The sequence below is a fragment of the Kitasatospora sp. NPDC032121 genome, from assembly GCF_055580145.1.
This window is the reverse complement of record NZ_JBVILX010000001.1, coordinates 613,761-629,635: the sequence shown is the minus strand read 5'-3', so window position 1 is coordinate 629,635 and position 15,875 is coordinate 613,761. Positions and strand designations below refer to the sequence as shown.

14 protein-coding genes and 1 tRNA gene are annotated in these 15,875 nt (G+C 70.4%); 4 read left to right on the top strand and 11 right to left on the bottom strand.

Features of this window, described 5'->3' with window-relative positions; genetic code table 11:
* Positions 1–2: 2 nt before the first annotated feature.
* The 5 genes from ACZ5OX_RS02885 to ACZ5OX_RS02865 form a co-directional block, all read right to left on the bottom strand.
* Positions 3–572, bottom strand: coding sequence for a Uma2 family endonuclease (locus tag ACZ5OX_RS02885; RefSeq protein WP_465628433.1), 570 nt, complete (start codon positions 570–572; stop codon positions 3–5).
* A 74-nt stretch (positions 573–646) separates the two neighbouring features.
* Entirely contained in the window at positions 647–2,479 is a 1,833-nt protein-coding gene (locus ACZ5OX_RS02880) for a bifunctional metallophosphatase/5'-nucleotidase (RefSeq protein ID WP_449789790.1), read from the bottom strand.
* A gap of 363 nt (positions 2,480–2,842) precedes the next feature.
* Positions 2,843–3,430 (bottom strand): hypothetical protein, encoded by a 588-nt coding sequence (locus ACZ5OX_RS02875; RefSeq protein WP_465628431.1) that lies wholly within the window; start codon positions 3,428–3,430, stop codon positions 2,843–2,845.
* On the bottom strand, positions 3,417–5,075 hold the full coding sequence (locus ACZ5OX_RS02870) for a VWA domain-containing protein (RefSeq protein WP_465628429.1): 1,659 nt from the start codon (positions 5,073–5,075) through the stop codon (positions 3,417–3,419). The genes ACZ5OX_RS02875 and ACZ5OX_RS02870 overlap by 14 nt, the downstream gene beginning before the upstream one ends.
* A complete protein-coding gene (locus tag ACZ5OX_RS02865) occupies positions 5,072–6,163 on the bottom strand; it encodes a hypothetical protein (RefSeq protein WP_465628428.1) in 1,092 nt (363 codons plus the stop codon). Before ACZ5OX_RS02865 ends, ACZ5OX_RS02870 begins: the two co-directional genes overlap by 4 nt.
* A gap of 324 nt (positions 6,164–6,487) precedes the next feature.
* Between ACZ5OX_RS02865 and pyk the strand changes: the two genes are divergently transcribed.
* The 3 genes from pyk to ACZ5OX_RS02850 all read left to right on the top strand — a co-directional run bounded on the left by pyk (position 6,488) and on the right by ACZ5OX_RS02850 (position 8,684).
* Positions 6,488–7,918, top strand: coding sequence for a pyruvate kinase (gene pyk, locus ACZ5OX_RS02860; protein WP_465628427.1), 1,431 nt, complete (start codon positions 6,488–6,490; stop codon positions 7,916–7,918).
* A 110-nt stretch (positions 7,919–8,028) separates the two neighbouring features.
* Positions 8,029–8,388, top strand: a complete 360-nt coding sequence (locus ACZ5OX_RS02855) for a type II toxin-antitoxin system RelE/ParE family toxin (RefSeq protein WP_465628426.1) — start codon at positions 8,029–8,031, stop codon at positions 8,386–8,388.
* Positions 8,385–8,684 carry a helix-turn-helix domain-containing protein gene (locus tag ACZ5OX_RS02850; protein ID WP_465628424.1) on the top strand — a complete coding sequence of 100 codons (300 nt, stop codon included), beginning with the start codon at positions 8,385–8,387 and terminating at the stop codon, positions 8,682–8,684. The genes ACZ5OX_RS02855 and ACZ5OX_RS02850 overlap by 4 nt, the downstream gene beginning before the upstream one ends.
* 50 nt (positions 8,685–8,734) lie before the next feature.
* Here ACZ5OX_RS02850 and ACZ5OX_RS02845 read toward each other — a convergent pair.
* Positions 8,735–8,817: transfer RNA gene (locus tag ACZ5OX_RS02845), tRNA-Leu, on the bottom strand.
* Positions 8,818–8,910: 93 nt separating this feature from the next.
* Here ACZ5OX_RS02845 and ACZ5OX_RS02840 point away from each other — a divergent pair.
* Positions 8,911–9,567 (top strand): ANTAR domain-containing response regulator, encoded by a 657-nt coding sequence (locus ACZ5OX_RS02840; RefSeq protein WP_465628422.1) that lies wholly within the window; start codon positions 8,911–8,913, stop codon positions 9,565–9,567.
* A gap of 58 nt (positions 9,568–9,625) precedes the next feature.
* Here the strand turns inward: ACZ5OX_RS02840 and ACZ5OX_RS02835 are convergent, their stop codons facing one another.
* The 5 genes from ACZ5OX_RS02835 to ACZ5OX_RS02815 all read right to left on the bottom strand — a co-directional run bounded on the left by ACZ5OX_RS02835 (position 9,626) and on the right by ACZ5OX_RS02815 (position 15,551).
* Positions 9,626–10,342: an ABC transporter ATP-binding protein gene (locus tag ACZ5OX_RS02835; protein WP_465628421.1), complete on the bottom strand. Its 717-nt coding sequence runs from the start codon at positions 10,340–10,342 to the stop codon at positions 9,626–9,628.
* Positions 10,339–11,205, bottom strand: coding sequence for an ABC transporter ATP-binding protein (locus tag ACZ5OX_RS02830; protein WP_465628883.1), 867 nt, complete (start codon positions 11,203–11,205; stop codon positions 10,339–10,341). Before ACZ5OX_RS02830 ends, ACZ5OX_RS02835 begins: the two co-directional genes overlap by 4 nt.
* 8 nt (positions 11,206–11,213) lie before the next feature.
* Entirely contained in the window at positions 11,214–13,145 is a 1,932-nt protein-coding gene (locus tag ACZ5OX_RS02825; protein ID WP_465628882.1) for a branched-chain amino acid ABC transporter permease, read from the bottom strand.
* 5 nt (positions 13,146–13,150) lie between these two features.
* The gene (locus tag ACZ5OX_RS02820) at positions 13,151–14,080 is read right to left on the bottom strand and encodes a branched-chain amino acid ABC transporter permease (RefSeq protein ID WP_359819021.1); all 930 of its coding nucleotides are present in this window, start codon (positions 14,078–14,080) and stop codon (positions 13,151–13,153) included.
* A 250-nt stretch (positions 14,081–14,330) separates the two neighbouring features.
* Complete coding sequence (locus ACZ5OX_RS02815; RefSeq protein ID WP_449789783.1) at positions 14,331–15,551, bottom strand: branched-chain amino acid ABC transporter substrate-binding protein; 1,221 nt, start codon at positions 15,549–15,551, stop codon at positions 14,331–14,333.
* Positions 15,552–15,875: the final 324 nt, after the last annotated feature.

Sequence of the window (15,875 nt, the reverse complement as noted above, 5' to 3'; positions counted from 1 at the left end):
GTTCAGTCCTGGTAGCGGAGCAGGCCGTCGGTGGCGAGCGTGAAGCCGAAGGGGGCCGGGATCGGGACCGGGTCGCCGAACTTGCCGTTCCACTGGCGGTGGTAGCCGCTGCCGGAGGGCTCGGAGTAGAGCGTCAGATCGCCCTCGCGCGGATCGATCACCAGGTAGAGCGGGATGGCCATGAGCGGGTAGTCGCGAACCTTGCCTACCAGGTCGTTCTCCGGGTTCGACGGGGAGACGATCTCCACGGCGATGGCCGCCTGTTCGGCGGGGACCTGGTTGCCGCCCTCCTCGAGTGCCGAGAGAGGGATGTAGGTCAGGTCGGGGTTGCGCAGCTTGCCGACGTTCGGGGAGGCGAGGTCGGTGTTCTCGCTGGGCATCGTGTCGGCGGGGCGGTGGGCGTCGAACTGCTCGCGTACGAGCAGCAGGTTGCGTTGGTGGATCACCGACGGACCGGCCGTCATGATGATCTCGTCACCGGAGATCTCGATCTTCCAACCGGCCGGAGGCGTGAGGCTCTGCGCGTAGGCCAGCAGCCGTGCGTGGCGCTCCGGGATCTGGAACTCGCTCATGGCGCCATTCTTTCACCGGACGGGCCGGAAGGCCGTCGCCTGCGGGGCGACGGCCTTCCGGTGGGTCGTGCGGGTCAGAAGACCGGCTGGCCGGCGCGGACCAGGCGCCAGGAGTCGGTGAAGAAGTCCGCGGGGTCGATGGTGCCCTTGGCCTTCACCCAGGCGATCATGGTGTTGCGGATCTCGTCGGAGTTCGACCAGACCACCTTGGCCTTGGCGACGTGCGGGAAGTTGCCGCCGCCGTTGGCGCGGTAGTTGTTGACGGCGAGGACGAACTCGGCGGCCGGGTCGATCGGCTTGCCCTGGAAGGACAGGTTGACGATCCGCTGGCCCTTCGGCTGGGCGATGTCGATGTCGTAGCTCAGGCCGTAGACCGAGTCGTAGTTGTAGTCCGGGGTGGCCTCGGCACCGGTCAGCTTGTCCTTGTCGACCGGGGCGCCCGGGGCGAGCTGGTTGTAGTACTTGACCGAGTACTCGAGGTAGTCCTTGAGCTGGGCGCCCGTCATGATGCGGGCCTCCAGGGTGTTCTCGTAGATGTAGAGGCCCGCGGCGTCGCGCAGCTTGACCTGACCGGACGGGATCAGGGCGGTGCGGTTGAACGGGGCGGCCTGGGCGAGCACCGGGAGGTTGGCGTACTGCCCGCCCGCCAGCGCGGCCTTGACGGCGTCGGCCTGGACCCGGCCGATCAGGTCGATGATCGGGGTGGCCTTGAAGGGCGCCTCGGCGATCGAGAGCGCGATCTTGCTGGTGCCGATGTTCTGGTTGACGTACGCGACGACCTTCTTGTGCTGCTCGGCGATCGCGTTGGTGATCTCCGGGTTCTCCGGCACCGTGTTGGAGTTCAGCAGCCGGGAGGAGACCGAGGTGACCTTCCAGGCACCGGCCGCGAACTCGACCTCGAAGTCGAAGCAGGTCAGCCGCTGGCCGTAGCAGAGCGGCTCGGAGAGCACGACCGTCCGGCCGGTCTTCTTGTTGACGACCAGGCGCTGCGCGACCTCCTTGTGGGCGTGGCCCACCAGCACCGCGTCGATGTCGGGGACGGTCTCCGCCAGGGCCACCGAGACGTTCTCGGCCCAGGGCAGCTGGTCGCCCCAGGTGGTCGCCTCGTCGCAGCCCGAGTGCGCGGAGACCACGATGACGTCCGCGCCCGCGGCCTTCATCTTCGGCACCCAGGTGGCGGCGGTCTCGACGATGCCCGGGAAGACCATCTTGCCGCTGACGTTGGCCTTGTCCCAGATCGCGATGCCCGGGTTGGTGAGGCCGAGGATGCCGACCCGCACCGGACGGCCGCCGCCCAGGCGCAGCTCCTTGATCACGTACGGCTTGAAGGCCGGCTTCTCGTTCTTGGCGTTCAGCGCGTTGGCGCCTAGCAGCGGGAACTCCAGCTGGTCCTGGTAGGCCTTCAGGAGCGGGATGCCGTAGTTGAACTCGTGGTTGCCGAGCGCGGCGGCGTCGTACTCCATGAGGTTCATGGCGACGGCCATCGGGTGGTCCGGCACGGTGTTCGCCTCGGTGTCGATCGACTCGATCCGGGCGTAGTAGTAGGACAGCTGGGTGCCCTGGATGGTGTCACCGGAGTCGATCAGCAGGCAGCGGTCCCAGCCCTTCTCCTCGCGCACCTGGTTGGCCAGGGTGGAGATCTTGGCGAGGCCGACCGCGTTGTGGCCCTTGTCGGTGTACTCGGCGTCGGTGAAGTAGTCCCAGTTGAGCACCCGGCCGTGCAGGTCGGTGGTGCCCATCACGGTGAAGGCCTGCTTGTGCGGCTGGGGCCGGCCCTTGGCGGCCGCCGTGTCCGGCTGGGCGGCCGCGGCGGAGGGGGCGGCGGCCAGGGCGGCACCGCCGGCCAGGGCGGCGCCGGCGGCGGTGGCGGCGGACCGGGTGACGAAGTCACGGCGGTTCAGGGGCATGGACGACTCTCCCGAGTGGGACCGACGGCGGATGGGCCGTCAACTGGCATTCGTTGGCAGGTGTGCGTGTACGCGTCGACGCGCGTAGAAGGACGCGCGTAGAAGTGTGCCGTGCAGGTCGGGTCGCTGGATAGCCCCCGGACCTGTCCAGGAGGTGAGATCTTAACGACTCGTTCGTGACGGGACGGGGGAGGTACCGGGTGGTAGGGCGGAGGGCGGACCTCCTCCGGAGACCGACCCCGGGACGGGGGCGAACGTCGGGCTCCCGGGGGCGGCCCCGGGGCGGGGCGAACGTCGGCTTCCGAGGGGCGGCCCCGGGACGGGCGGGCGGGAGGCCGCCGCCGTCCCGGGGCGGACGGTCGGTCAGGACAGTTCGGCCGTGAGCCGGTCGACCTCGCGGCCCAGCTGGACCGCCGGATCCGGATCACCCGGCCCCGCCCAGGGCTGCCAGGTCCGCGCCCGCAGGTAGCCGGCCACCGCCACCGGCAGCCGGTGCCGGACGATCCGCTCCGCCACCGGCCCCGGGCCTGCCGCCCGCAGCGCCGCCAGCAGGGCGTCCACCCGCGCCGAGGGCGGCAGCGGCACCGTGTCCAGGTAGGCGGCCAGCGCCACCAGCTCCGGATCGGGTGCGGGGGCCGGCTCGGGCTTGGGCTCGGGCGGCGCGGGCTTGGGCTCGGGCGCCGGAGGCCGCGGCTCCTCGAGCCCCGGCACCCGCGCGCCGGGCAGCTCGGGGGCACCGGGATCCGGCCCAGGACCCGGGCGGGGTCCCGGGCCGGGCGTCAGCAGCGCGCCCACCCCGTACAGCCCCGCCACGACCCCCGGCCACCAGGCCCCGCCCAGCCCCGCGAAGTGCAGCCCCAGGCCGACCGCGCCACCCGCGCAGCCGACCAGGTTCCTGGCCGACTCCAGGTAGCGCAGCACCCGGGGGCCGAACCCGTCACTGGTAGCCACGGATCTCCTCGAACACCCCGTCCAGCGAACCCGTCCCGTCGAACAGCTTGCCGCCGCTCAGGTCCGCGATCCCCTGGAGCTGGCCCACCGCCGCCTCCCCGAACTTGATCGGGAACACCGGGATCGACCTCTCCCCGGCCGGCAGCGCATCGTGGAAGCGCTTGAAGTCGCCGTCCGTCGCACCGGCGTTGCTCTCCCCGTCGGTCATCAGCACGATCGAGGTGAACCGGTCGTCACCGGCCGCCGCCTGCTGACGCTCGATCACCCGGTACGCCTCCTCCAGCGAGGAGTACACCGCCGTCCCGCCCTCGGCCGCCAGCGACTGCACGTCCGCCTGGATCGACGCCAACTCCGCCTGCGGGCCCGGCTGGCTCCCGGTGGCCGGCACCACGTGGGTCTTGGTCCACTTCACCTCGGAGGCGAAGGAGAGCAGCGTGATCTCCTCGCGGTCCCGGAAGCGGCGCACCCCGCGGGTGTCGTCCGCCCCGGTCAGCCGGCCCAGTGCGCTCTTCAGCGCCGCGATCCGCGAGCCCTCCATCGAGCCCGAGGTGTCCAGCACGTACACCGTCCGGGACGGGCGGCGCAGCTCGTTCTGGTACGCGGCCAGCAGGCCGTCCGCGACCGCCCTGGTGCCCGGGAACGGCAACTCCTTGCGGCGGTCCGCGGGCAGCCCGGCCGCCGGGGTCACGCCCGCCGTCACCGGGCGGCGCAGCGTCGCCTCGGAGATGCGTTTCTGCACGTCCTCCTTGAGCAGGTACGCCGTCAGCCGCTGGAAGGAGTCGCGCTGCTCCGGCGCGGCCGAGGACATCAGCCCGAGCGGGTAGTCCGCCGACACCACGCCGTCCAGCGGCCGCACCACGGTCAGCTGCTGCTGCGGCGGCAGCGTCCGGTTCAGCGACAGCAGCACCGACTCGTAGTTCACCAGCGCGCCCACCGTGCCCGACTCGGCCCGGGTGTACGCCTGCGCCAGCCAGCCGGAGGAACCGGAGGTCAGCTTCTGGCCCTTGAAGAACTGCTTCAGCTGCGGCGAGGCCTTCTGCACGTCCGCGTCGGTCAGCGCCGCGCCCGCGCCGGAGAAGGCCGAGGCCACCGCGACGAGCGTGGAGAAGCCCGAGTTGGAACGGGACGGGTCGGCCATCCCGTACGCCAGCCTGCCGGCCGCGGCCGCGTCCCCGACCTGCGCCCAGGTGACCTTCGAGCCGTCGCCCCAGCCGAGTTCGCCGAGCGTCGAGGAACGCACCCCGATCGCCACCGGCGAGACCATCACCGGGATCTCGGAGACCACCTTGGACCGGCCGGCCGGATCGAGCCGCAGGTACTGGTCGGACGGGAACCACACGGCGTCGTACTTGCCGTCGGCCCGGCCCGAGGCGACGGTGTCCGCGCCGTCCAGGGTGCCCGTCCAGGAGAACTGCACGGTCACCCCGGTGGCCTTGCGGGCCTCCTCCAGAACCGGTGCCAGGTCCTGGAGTTCACTGCCCGCCAGGACGCGCAGCACCCCGGGGCGGGCCGTCTCGGCGGGCGGGCCGCTGGGGTCGGGGCCCGGCCCGGAGCCGGAGCCGCCGGAGGTGCAGGCGGTCGCCGCGACGAGCACGGCGGCCAGCGCGGCCACGAGCCGGCCGCGCCGCTTCTTCGGGATGGTCACTTGGTCCCCTTCGCCGCGGCGGTCAGCTTGATCAGGTTGTCCAGCGAGGGCAGGGTCGCCTGCTTGATCCTGGCGGCGTTCAGATCGGGGGCGAAGGTCGGTTTCCTGTCCCGCATCAGGTTCGCGAAGGCCTCCGGCTTGGCCTGCGGCCGCAGGCCGAACCTGGCCTCCAGGCCGCGCAGCACCTCGTCGTTCTGGAGGACGTCGGCGAGCCTGCGGCCGCTGTCGGTGTGGGCCACGACGGTGTGGTCCGAGTAGACCGTGGTGTCCGGGTACAGCACGACCATGTCGCCGGTGGGCTTGCCCTGCAGCGACAGGGCGGCGGCCTGCGACTCGTACGCGAAGATCAGCGGGCTGCCGATCCCCGCGCCGAAGTCCCGGAACGGCTCGTCGCTGCTGCTCTTCTGGATGCCCTGCAGCGCGTTCGCGGTGTGCAGGACGTCCTTGACGGCGGCGACGCCGGCGTCGTCCGACACCACCTGGTGGTTGTTCGCGATGTACGAGAGCAGCGCGAGGTACATCGCCCCGGAGGACGAGCTCTCCGGGTCGGTGGTGGTCACGAAGAGCTGGCCGGACAGCTCCGGGTGCTCGCGGGCACCCGCCAGGTCCTCCCATCTGCGGTTGCTCCGCAGCGCGTTGACGTACTCGTCCATCCGGAACGTCCAGACGCCGGTGGAGTCCCTGTCGGCCAGCTTGTTCTGCTTCAGGACGTCGGCCACCGGCTGGTGGGCCACGATCACCAGCGGCGAGTAGAACGGCACCGGCGGGGAGTCCTTCAACTTCCAGATGCGCTGGATCTCCTGGGCCGGTGCCGCGCTCGCCGGGAAGGCGAAGTCGAGCCCCGGGGTCTTGTCCGCCTGGTCGCTCATCGTCCAGGAGCCGGTCGAGTCCGCCCTGACCTCCAGGCCCTGCTTCGCCAACTCGGCCTTGACCTCGTCGTTCTCGAAGAAGGCGCGCTTCTCCGAGCCGATCAGGCCGGTGACGGTGACCGTCCTGGTGTCCTTCTTCGGGTCGTCGTCGGGGATCAGCGCGAAGGCGACCCCGCCCAGCAGCGCCAGGGCCGCAACCACCCCCAGTGCGCGTCGCATACCGAACGCCTCCCCCTCGTCCGCTACTTCGTCCGGGTGGTGACCCGGGGCGCCCGGGTAGCCACCCGGGGGTGACGAGCGTCCCGCCGGGCGGGGAGCGGGGGCGGAAGCGGTGGTGAACCAGGGGTGAACACCCCTTCACGGAATCGCATCGACGGGCGGTGTGACGGGGGCGCGCAGGGCGTGCGGAGAGCGCGCGGCGAAGCGCGTTCGCACTGCGGTCCGAGGATGTGTCAGATTGTTCAACTCGCCTTACGCAAACGGTCATCCCGCAGTCCGGGCCCGCGTCGCGGTTACGCACCGGTAATGCCTAGTCTCAGCACTATGCGCCGAGCAAAAATCGTCTGCACCCTCGGGCCCGCCACCGACTCGTACGACCGGATCAAGTCCCTGGTCGACGCCGGGATGGACATCGCCCGACTGAACCTCAGCCACGGCTCGCACGCCGAACACGAGGAACGCTACCGCCGCGTCCGCAAGGCCGCCGACGAGACCGGCCGCAGCGTCGGCATCCTCGTCGACCTTCAAGGCCCGAAGATCCGGCTCGACACCTTCGCCCACGGACCCGTACTCCTCGAACGCGGCGACGAGTTCACCATCTCCACCGACAGGGGCGTCGTGGGGGACAAGGACCGCTGCGGAACCACCTACTCCGGGCTCGCCGCCGACGTCAGCCGCGGCGAGCGCATCCTGGTCGACGACGGCCGGGTCACCCTGGAGGTCGTCGCCGTCGACGGCCCGCAGGTGCGGTGCCTCGTCATCGAGGGCGGGCTGGTCTCCGACCACAAGGGCCTCAACCTCCCCGGCGTCGCCGTCTCCGTCCCCGCGCTCAGCGACAAGGACGTCGCCGACCTGCGGTGGGCGCTGCGGACCGGGGCCGACCTCGTCGCGCTCTCCTTCGTCCGCAGCGGGCGGGACGTCGAGGACGTCCACCGGATCATGGCGGAGGAGGGGCGCCGCGTCCCGGTCATCGCCAAGATCGAGAAGCCGCAGGCGGTGGAGAACCTGGAATCCGTCGTCGACGCCTTCGACGGGATCATGGTGGCCCGCGGCGACCTGGGCGTGGAGATGCCCCTCGAACAGGTCCCGCTGGTCCAGAAGCGCGCCATCAAGCTCGCCCGCCGCAACGCCAAGCCGGTCATCGTCGCGACCCAGATGCTCGACTCGATGATCAATGCCTCCCGGCCCACCCGCGCGGAGGCCTCCGACGTCGCCAACGCCGTCCTGGACGGCACCGACGCCGTGATGCTCTCCGGGGAGACCTCCGTCGGCAAGTACCCGGTCGAGACGGTCAAGACCATGGCCCGGATCGTCGAGGCCGCCGAGAACGACATCCTCGCGGCCGGACTGCTGCCCCTGATCACCGGCGGCAAGCCGCGGACCCAGGGCGGCGCCGTCGCCCGCGCGGCCGCCGAGATCGGCGACTTCCTGCACGCCAAGTACCTCATCGCCTTCACCCAGTCCGGCGACACCGCGCGCAGGCTCACCCGCTACCGCTCGCCCATCCCGGTGCTCGCCTTCACCTACGAGCCCGCCGTCCGCAGCCAACTCGCCCTCACCTGGGGGGTGGAGACCTTCCTCGGCCCGTTCGCCCCGACGACGGACCAGATGGTCGAACAGGTCGACGCGGCGTTGTTGTCCCTCGGCCGCTGCCAGAAGGGCGACATCGTCGTCATCACCGCCGGCTCGCCCCCCGGCCTGGCCGGCTCCACCAACCTCGTCCGCGTCCACCACGTGGGGACCCTGGACGCCTGAGCGGGATTCGACCGGTCTTCCGGGGGCGGCATCCCTCATTCGGGGGGATGCCGCCCCTTCGGCGTCCGAATCGTGGCCTGTGGGAGTAGCGGCTCCATAACATCCGTGTTATGACTTGGGGAGATGTGGAACTGGAACCAGAGGTCCAGGACTGGTTCTACAGCCTGAGCCATGGCGACAGGGAAACGGTCACGTTCTACGTCGACCTGCTCGCCGTCCGCGGCCCATTGCTCGGGGAGCCCCACAGCAGACAACTGGACGGCAAACTTCGGGAACTGCGCTTCCACCTGAACGAACTGGACATGCGCATCACCTACTGGATCGCGTCGGGCAGGAGGATCATCCTGCTGACCGTGTTCCGAAAGACACGCATGCGGGAGATCGCCGAGGTGGACAGGGCGAGGCGGGCGCTGCGTCGGTGCACGGCTGAGCAGCACACCACAGACGAGGACGAGGAGTGGGCCAGATGAGAGAGCGCGCGTCCTGGCGTGCCATGCGTGAAGAAGTCCTGAACCGCCCGGGAGCCGGCGCGGCCTACGAAGCCGCTCGGATCCGCTTCGAACTCGGCGAGGCTGTGCGGCTGCGCCGTGAAGTCCTTGGGATGACCCAGGCGCAGTTGGCGGCGGCGACCGGGATGCAGCAGCCCGCCGTGGCCCGGTTCGAGGCGGGCGGGACGATGCCCACGATCGTGGTCCTGGAGCGTTTCGCGGATGCGCTCGGCATGCGGCTCACGGTCGAGCTGGAACCGTTGGACAAAGCGAGCTGATTTACACCAGAAAGGCGCGAAGCCGGACAGGCCGCGAGGCGGCCAAAAGGTGCCGGGTGCGGGATTCGAACCCGCAAGCCCTTTCGGGCAGATGTGTTTGAGACATCCGTGTATGCCGTTCCACCAACCCGGCGGGGTCAGTCCCGAGAGAGCATACCGGCTGTGTGTGGTCGGCCGCTGCTAGGTACCCTCATTTATGCAGTACCCCGCCGGAACTAGGAGCCCCGTGAGCACCGCCGACGAGCAGGCGCAGCCGCTTGAGACCGATACGCCCCAGATCACGCGGATCGTGATCGCCGAGGACGAGGCGCTGATCCGCCTCGACCTCAAGGAGATGCTCGAGGAGGAGGGGTACACCGTCGTCGGTGAGGCCGGGGACGGGGAGACGGCGGTGCGGCTGGTGGAGGAGCTGAAGCCGGATCTGGCGATCTTCGACGTGAAGATGCCGATCCTCGACGGGCTCTCCGCGGCCGAGCAGATCCACGAGAAGCACCTGGCGCCGGTGCTGATGCTGACGGCGTTCTCGCAGCGGGAACTGGTGGACCGGGCGCGCGATGCCGGGGCGATGGCGTACATCGTCAAGCCGTTCTCGAAGTCGGACCTGGTGCCGGCGATCGAGATGGCGGTGTCGCGGTACGCGGAGATGCGGGCGCTGGAGAAGGAGATCGGGGATCTCAGCCAGCGGCTGGAGACGCGGAAGCTGGTGGACCGGGCGAAGAGTGTGCTGCAGACCAAGTTCGGGCTGAACGAGCCGGCGGCCTTCCGGTGGATCCAGAAGACGTCGATGGACCGTCGGATGACGATGGCGGCGGTGGCCGAGGCGGTCATCGAGGAGGGCGAGGCCCAGGACCGCAAGAAGGCGGAAGAGGGCAAGTCCGAGTAACGCGCGTACGAAGGCCCGGCAGAACGTTTCTGCCGGGCCTTTCGCGTCCGCAGAGGGCTCAGTCCTCGCCGAGGTACGCCTTCCGCACGGACTCGTCGTGCAGGAGGTCGGCGCCCGTGCCGGAGAGGACGATGCGGCCGGTCTCCATGACGTAGCCGCGGTCGGAGAGGGAGAGGGCCGCCTGGGCGTTCTGCTCGACCAGGAGGATGGTCGTACCGGACGACTTCAGTTCCACGATGGTGGACATGATCTTCTGCATCATCAGCGGGGAGAGCCCCATCGAGGGCTCGTCCAGCATGAGCAGCTTGGGCTGGGACATCAGCGCCCGCCCCATCGCGAGCATCTGCTGCTCGCCGCCGGAGAGCGTCCCGGCGGCCTGGCGGCGCCGTTCGCCGAGGATCGGGAACAGGCCGTAGGCCCGCCCGACGTCCGCGGCGATGCCGGCCGCGTCGGTGCGCAGGAAGGCGCCGAGGAGGAGGTTCTCCTCGATGGTCATCCGGGGGAAGATGTGCCGGCCCTCGGGGGAGTGGGCGAGGCCGAGGGCGACGATCCGGTGGGCGGGGACGGTCGAGAGGTCCTGGCCGTCGAAGGTGATCCGCCCGGCGGTGGGCTTGAGCAGGCCGGACAGCGTGCGCAGGGTGGTGGTCTTGCCGGCGCCGTTGGTGCCGATGAGGGTGGTGACCTCGCCCTGCTCGACGGTGAAGCTGATGCCCTTGACGGCTTCGATCTTGCCGTAGGCGACGCGGAGGTCCTGGACCTCGAGAAGTGCGGTCACTGGTCGGACTCCGTAACGTTCTCCGGGGCAGCCGGGGCAGCCGGGGCAGCCGGGGCAGCCGGGGCGGCCGGGGCAGCCGAGTCGGTGCCTTCGAGCGGGGCGCCCAGGTAGGCGGTGATGACGCGTTCGTCGTTCTGGACGGTCTCGCGGTCGCCCTCGACGATCTTCTGGCCCTGGACGAGCACCGCGGTGCGGTCGCAGAGGTTGAAGATGAACCGCATGTCGTGCTCGATGACGAGGATGGAGATCCCCTTGTCGCGGATCGCGAAGACGAGTTCCTCGGCGGCCCTGGTCTCCTGGGGGTTCATGCCGGCGGTGGGTTCGTCGAGGAGCAGCAGGCCGGGTTCGGAGGCGAGGGCGCGGGCGATCTCCAGTTTGCGCTGCTCGCCGTACGGGAGGTTGCGGGCGAGGTGGTCGGCCTTCTCGGCGAGGCCGGTGAACTGCAGGAGGTCCATGGCCTTCGCGCGGCTCTCGGCCTCGGCGCGGTGGTAGCCGGGGCCGCGCAGGACGGCGGAGAAGATGCCCTCCTTGGTGCGGGTGTGCCGGCCCACCATGACGTTCTCCAGGACGGTCATGTTGGCGAAGAGCCGGATGTTCTGGAAGGTGCGGGCGATGCCGGCCTGGGTGACCAGGTGGGGCTTGGGCGGCAGCAGGGTGTCGCGGAAGCGGACGGCGCCCTCGGTGGGGACGTAGAGGCCGGTGAGGCAGTTGAAGAAGGTGGTCTTGCCGGCGCCGTTGGGGCCGATGAGACCGATGATCTCTCCCTCGCCGACGGTGAGGGAGACGTCGTTGACCGCGGTGAGGCCGCCGAAGCGCATGGTGACGCCGGTGACTTCGAGCAGGGGTGCGGCGGTGGTGGTCATCGGGTCGGTCACGCCCCTGCCTTGGTGAGTGCGGTCGGCTCGCCGGCGGTCTGGGCCGGGAGGGCGGTCTCGTGGAACTCCAGCTGTCGGCGCCGGTTGGGGATGAGGCCTTCGGGGCGGACCCGCATCAGGACGATGAGGGCGGCGCCGAAGGCGAGGAGCTGGTAGTCGGCGAGGAATTCGAGCTTCTTCGGGATGAGGAAGAGCAGGGTGGCGCCGGCCAGCGGGCCGCTGATGGTGCCCATGCCGCCGAGGATGACGGCGGCGAGCAGGAAGGCGGAGTTCGGCGGGAGGGCCTCGGCGAAGGTGTACTGGTCGGGGGTGACGGTGTAGCTGACGTGGGCCTGGACGGTGCCGGCCAGGCCGGCGAGCAGGGCGCCGAGGGCGAAGGCGAGCAGTTTGAGGCGGAAGCCGTTGATGCCCATGGCCTCGGCGGCGGTCTCGTCCTCGCGGATGGCGACCCAGGCGCGGCCGATGCGGGAGTTGCCGACGCGGGCGAAGACCAGCACGACGAGGGCGGTGACCAGCAGCATCAGCAGGTAGTAGTTGGAGAAGCGGCCGAGTTCGATGCCGGCGACGGTGTGCGGTTTGCCGAGGTCGAAGCCGAGGATCTCCAGGTCCGGGATGCGGGGGATGCCGTTGGAGCCGTTGGTGACCTTGGGGCCGGTGGTGCCGTTGAGGTTGAGCATGGTGATGCGGAAGATCTCGCCGAACCCGAGGGTGACGATGGCGAGGTAGTCGCCGCGCAGTCGCAGGGTGGGGGCGCCGATGAGGACGCCGAAGACCATGGAGACGACGGCGCCGGTGAGCATCGCGGCCCAGAACGGGAACTGGACGTGGATGGGCGAGGCGGGGGAGCCGGAGACCAGGGCGGCGGCGTAGGCGCCGACGCCGAGGAAGGCGACGTACCCGAGGTCGAGCAGGCCGGCGAGGCCGACGACGATGTTGAGGCCGAGGGCGACGGTGGCGAAGATCAGGATGTTGGTGGCGACGGAGGTGTACTGGTCGCTGGTCTGGGTGAACGGGAAGCTGGCGGCGGCGGCGAAGGCGGCGCCGGTGGTGACGGGGCGGTGCTTGACGGTCAGCGCGCGCAGCCGGGCGATCAGGCCGGACCTGGTCAGGGCGGGGACGGCGAGGGCGACGAACAGCAGGTAGCCGGTGAAGAGTTCGCCGTACTCGGTGTCGATGCCGAAGGTGATGGCGAACAGTCCGAGCCCGAAGGCGAGGACGATCAGCAGCACCTCGACCCAGGAGGGGAGGGCGCGCGGCGCGGCCAGGGGGCGGTCGGCCCGGCCGAGGCGCAGTCCGCTGTTGGCGAGGTGGCCGAGCTGGAGCAGCAGGACGACGCCGGCCGCGATGGCGAGGCCGCCGGCCAGGGCGGTGAGGACGGGGGCGACGGGCTGGTCCGTGGGGACGGCGTGGGCGCCGAACCAGGCGGCGGGGGCGATCGGGACGAGCAGGAAGAGGCGCTTGTCGAGGATCCGCAGCGGGACGGCGGTGCGGCGGTCGAGGGGCAGGCCGAGGGCGCCGAGGACGCCGATCAGGCCGCCCGCGGCGAGTACCCAGCCGCCGGGTTCGAGGTTGGCGAGGCCGCCGAGTTCGGCGGAGATGGCGGACACCGCGTAGACGGCGACGGCGAGGGCGCCGGTGGCGGCGTACAGGACGGCGTTGTTGCTGCGGGTGGGGGCGGCCCAGCGCAGGCCGGGGAGGCCCTGGCAGGCGAGCAGCAGGACGAGGGTGAGCAGGCCGGCGGCGAGGGCGAGCCACTGGAGTCCGGCGGGGGAGCCGTAGTAGGTGAGGTCGCCGGGGAAGTCGGCGGTCCAGGTCCAGGACATGGCGGCGGAGGCCGTGGTGGCGAGGGCGCCGAGTCCGGTGGCGGCCGCGGCGGCGCGGGCGGGCAGCGGGATGACCGGGGTGGTTTCGGTGCGGGTGGTGGTCATGGTGGTCACGCCCTGTCCGCGACGCGCTCGCCGAGCAGGCCCTGGGGCCGGATCAGGAGCACGAGGATGAGGAGAACGAACGCCCAGACGTCCTTCCAGGCGCCGCCTCCGAAGAGGTGCATGCCGGGCAGGTGCTGGATGTAGCCGGTGGCGAGGGCTTCGGCGAGGCCGAGGGCGAGGCCGCCGAGCATGGCGCCGTAGATGTTGCCGATGCCGCCGAGGACGGCGGCGGTGAAGGCCTTGAGGCCGAGGATGAAGCCCATCCGGAAGTCGACCTGGCCGCTGCGCAGCCCGTAGGCGACGGCGGCGACGGCGGCGAACGCGGCGCCGATGGCGAAGGCCATGACGATGATGCGGTCGGTGTCGATGCCCATCAGCTTGGCGGTGTCCGGGTCCTGGCTGGTGGCCTGCATGGCGCGTCCGGAGCGGGTGCGGGTGACGAACCAGCCGAGGGCGAGCATGCACAGCGGGGCGGCGATGATCAGGAAGAGGTCGCTGCGCTGGATGGTGACGGAGCCGAGGCTGAAGGGGTCGCCGGGGAGCTTGGGGAAGACGCGGGCCTTCTTGGCGTCCGGGTAGAAGGAGAAGACGAGTTGCTGGAGGAAGATGGACAGCCCGATCGCGGTGATCAGCGGGGCGAGCCGGGGGGCGTTGCGCAGGGGGCGGTAGGCGAAGCGCTCGGCGGCGACGGCGGTGAGGGTGGAGACCAGGATGCCGGCGATCAGCATGAGCGGCAGGGCCAGCCACAGGGTGGTGCCGCCGGGGAGGGCGAGGTAGGCGGTCAGGGCGCCGAAGCCGCCGACCATGACGATCTCGCCGTGGGCGAAGTTGATGAGCTGGACGATGCCGTAGACCATCGTGTAGCCGATCGCGACGAGCCCGTAGAGGGCGCCGAGGATCAGGCCGTTGGCCAGCTGCTGCGGTAGGTCGTGCACCGCTGGGCCTCCGTAGTGCGTTCGGGGGTTGTCCGCGTGGGTGGTGGATGTGGGTGCGCGCGGGGGCACTGGTGGCGCCCCCGCGCGCGATGGTGGTGAAGTGGCGCTGGTGATGCGGGTGGTGACGGTGCATCAGGCTGCTTGGGCCTGCGTCGGCCCGGGTGGGCCTGCGCGGCCGTGCGGGGCTGCGTCGGCCCGTGCGGGCTTGTGCCGCCCCGTGCGGGCCTGTGCCGGCCCGTGCGGGCCTGTGTCAGCCCTTGAAGGTGCCGGACTTCTCCACGGCCCACTTGCCGTCCTTGACGGTGTAGACGGTGAGCTGCTTGTTGGTGGTGTCGCCGAACTCGTCGAAGGAGACCTTGCCGGTGACGCCGTCGAAGGAGACGTTCTGGACGGCGTCGCGGACGGCCTCGCGGGTGAGGGGCTTGCCGCTGGCCTTCACGGCCTTGACGCCCTGGATGACGGCCCAGGCGCTGTCGTAGGAGTAGCCGCCGTAGGTCTCGTAGGCGTCCTTGTAGCCGGCGGTCTTGTAGTCGGCGATGAACTTCTTGGCGGTGTCGAGGCTTTCGACGGGCAGGCCGACGGCGGTGGCGAAGTCGCCCTGGCTCTTGGGGTTGAGCTTGATGAAGTCGGCGCTCTGGATGCCGTCGCCGCCCATCAGCGGGATGGTGGCGCCGGCCTCCTTGAGCTGGAGGGAGAGCGGGCCGGCCGCGGGGTACTCGCCGCCGTAGTAGACGGCTTCGGCGCCGGAGCTCTTGACCTTGGTGGCGATGGCGGCGAAGTCGCGGTCGTCGGGGTTGACGTGCTCCTCGCCGACGAGGGTGCCGCCGAGCTTGGTGAACTCGCCCTTGAAGGTGCCGGCCAGGCCGGCACCGTAGGTCTTCTGGTCGTCGATGAGGAAGACCTTGGTCTTCTTGGCGTCGTTGTAGAGGAACTGGGCGGCGAACGGGCCCTGGACGGCGTCGGTGGTGGCGGTGCGGAAGTAGGACTTGAAGGGGCGCTTCTTCTCGCCGCTGGCCCACTTCTCGCCCTGGCTGAGGGCGACGCCGGTGTTGGCGGGGGAGACCTCGACCAGGTTCTTGTCGTCGAAGATCTGCTGCATCGACTGCGCCACACTGGAGTTGAGCGGGCCGACGACGCCGAGGACCTTGGAGTCGCCGACCAGCTGGGTGGCGTTCTGCTGGCCGGGGGCGGGCTTGCCGGTGTCGTCCAGCGCCTTGATCTCGAACTTGACGCCGGGGACCTCGTTGGTCTCGTTGGCCTTCTTGATCGCGAGGTCGACGGAGTTGCGGATGCCGAGGCCGAGGGCGGAGAGGTCACCGGTGAGCGGGGCGTCGACCCCGATGACGACGGTGGTGGAGGCGGAGTCGCCGCCGCCGTTGCCGCTGTTCTTCTCTCCGCGGGAGCCGCAGGCGCTGAGGCTGAGGGCGCCGATCACGGCAATGCTCACGACAACTGCTGAACGATGACGCACGAGGGTCCCCTTCGGTTCGGGAGGCGCCCGCGCCGGAGTGGCGGGAGCCGGAGTGCGCGGAGGGCCTGGCCCAATCGAATGGCGCGGTGACTGGCCGTGACTCTAGATGCCGTTGGGCGACTCGGGCAGTGCTGGGAGCAGGCTGTGATTCTCTTGTTATGAGCACACGGAGTATGTGTCTCACGATGTGGTCGTTCTGGCTCGATCGATCCCGCGATGACGGGCGTTTACGCGCTGATAGGGCGATGTAAGGGCCAGAAATGGGGGTTGCAGCTGGCAGCGTCGACTATCGGACGCCCGTGTCCGATGCCCTGGTTCCGGCCT

What these genes read in the sequence shown, in the direction of transcription:
- ACZ5OX_RS02850 (WP_465628424.1), top strand. Translation starts at nt 8,385, where the DNA reads ATGAGAGAGCGCGCGTCCTGGCGTGCCATGCGTGAAGAAGTCCTGAAC.
- ACZ5OX_RS02865 (WP_465628428.1), bottom strand. Translation starts at nt 6,163, where the DNA reads ATGCGACGCGCACTGGGGGTGGTTGCGGCCCTGGCGCTGCTGGGCGGG.
- ACZ5OX_RS02885 (WP_465628433.1), bottom strand. Translation starts at nt 572, where the DNA reads ATGAGCGAGTTCCAGATCCCGGAGCGCCACGCACGGCTGCTGGCCTAC.
- ACZ5OX_RS02830 (WP_465628883.1), bottom strand. Translation starts at nt 11,205, where the DNA reads ATGACCACCACCGCCGCACCCCTGCTCGAAGTCACCGGCGTCACCATG.
- ACZ5OX_RS02855 (WP_465628426.1), top strand. Translation starts at nt 8,029, where the DNA reads ATGACTTGGGGAGATGTGGAACTGGAACCAGAGGTCCAGGACTGGTTC.
- ACZ5OX_RS02825 (WP_465628882.1), bottom strand. Translation starts at nt 13,145, where the DNA reads ATGACCACCACCCGCACCGAAACCACCCCGGTCATCCCGCTGCCCGCC.
- pyk (WP_465628427.1), top strand. Translation starts at nt 6,488, where the DNA reads ATGCGCCGAGCAAAAATCGTCTGCACCCTCGGGCCCGCCACCGACTCG.
- ACZ5OX_RS02880 (WP_449789790.1), bottom strand. Translation starts at nt 2,479, where the DNA reads ATGCCCCTGAACCGCCGTGACTTCGTCACCCGGTCCGCCGCCACCGCC.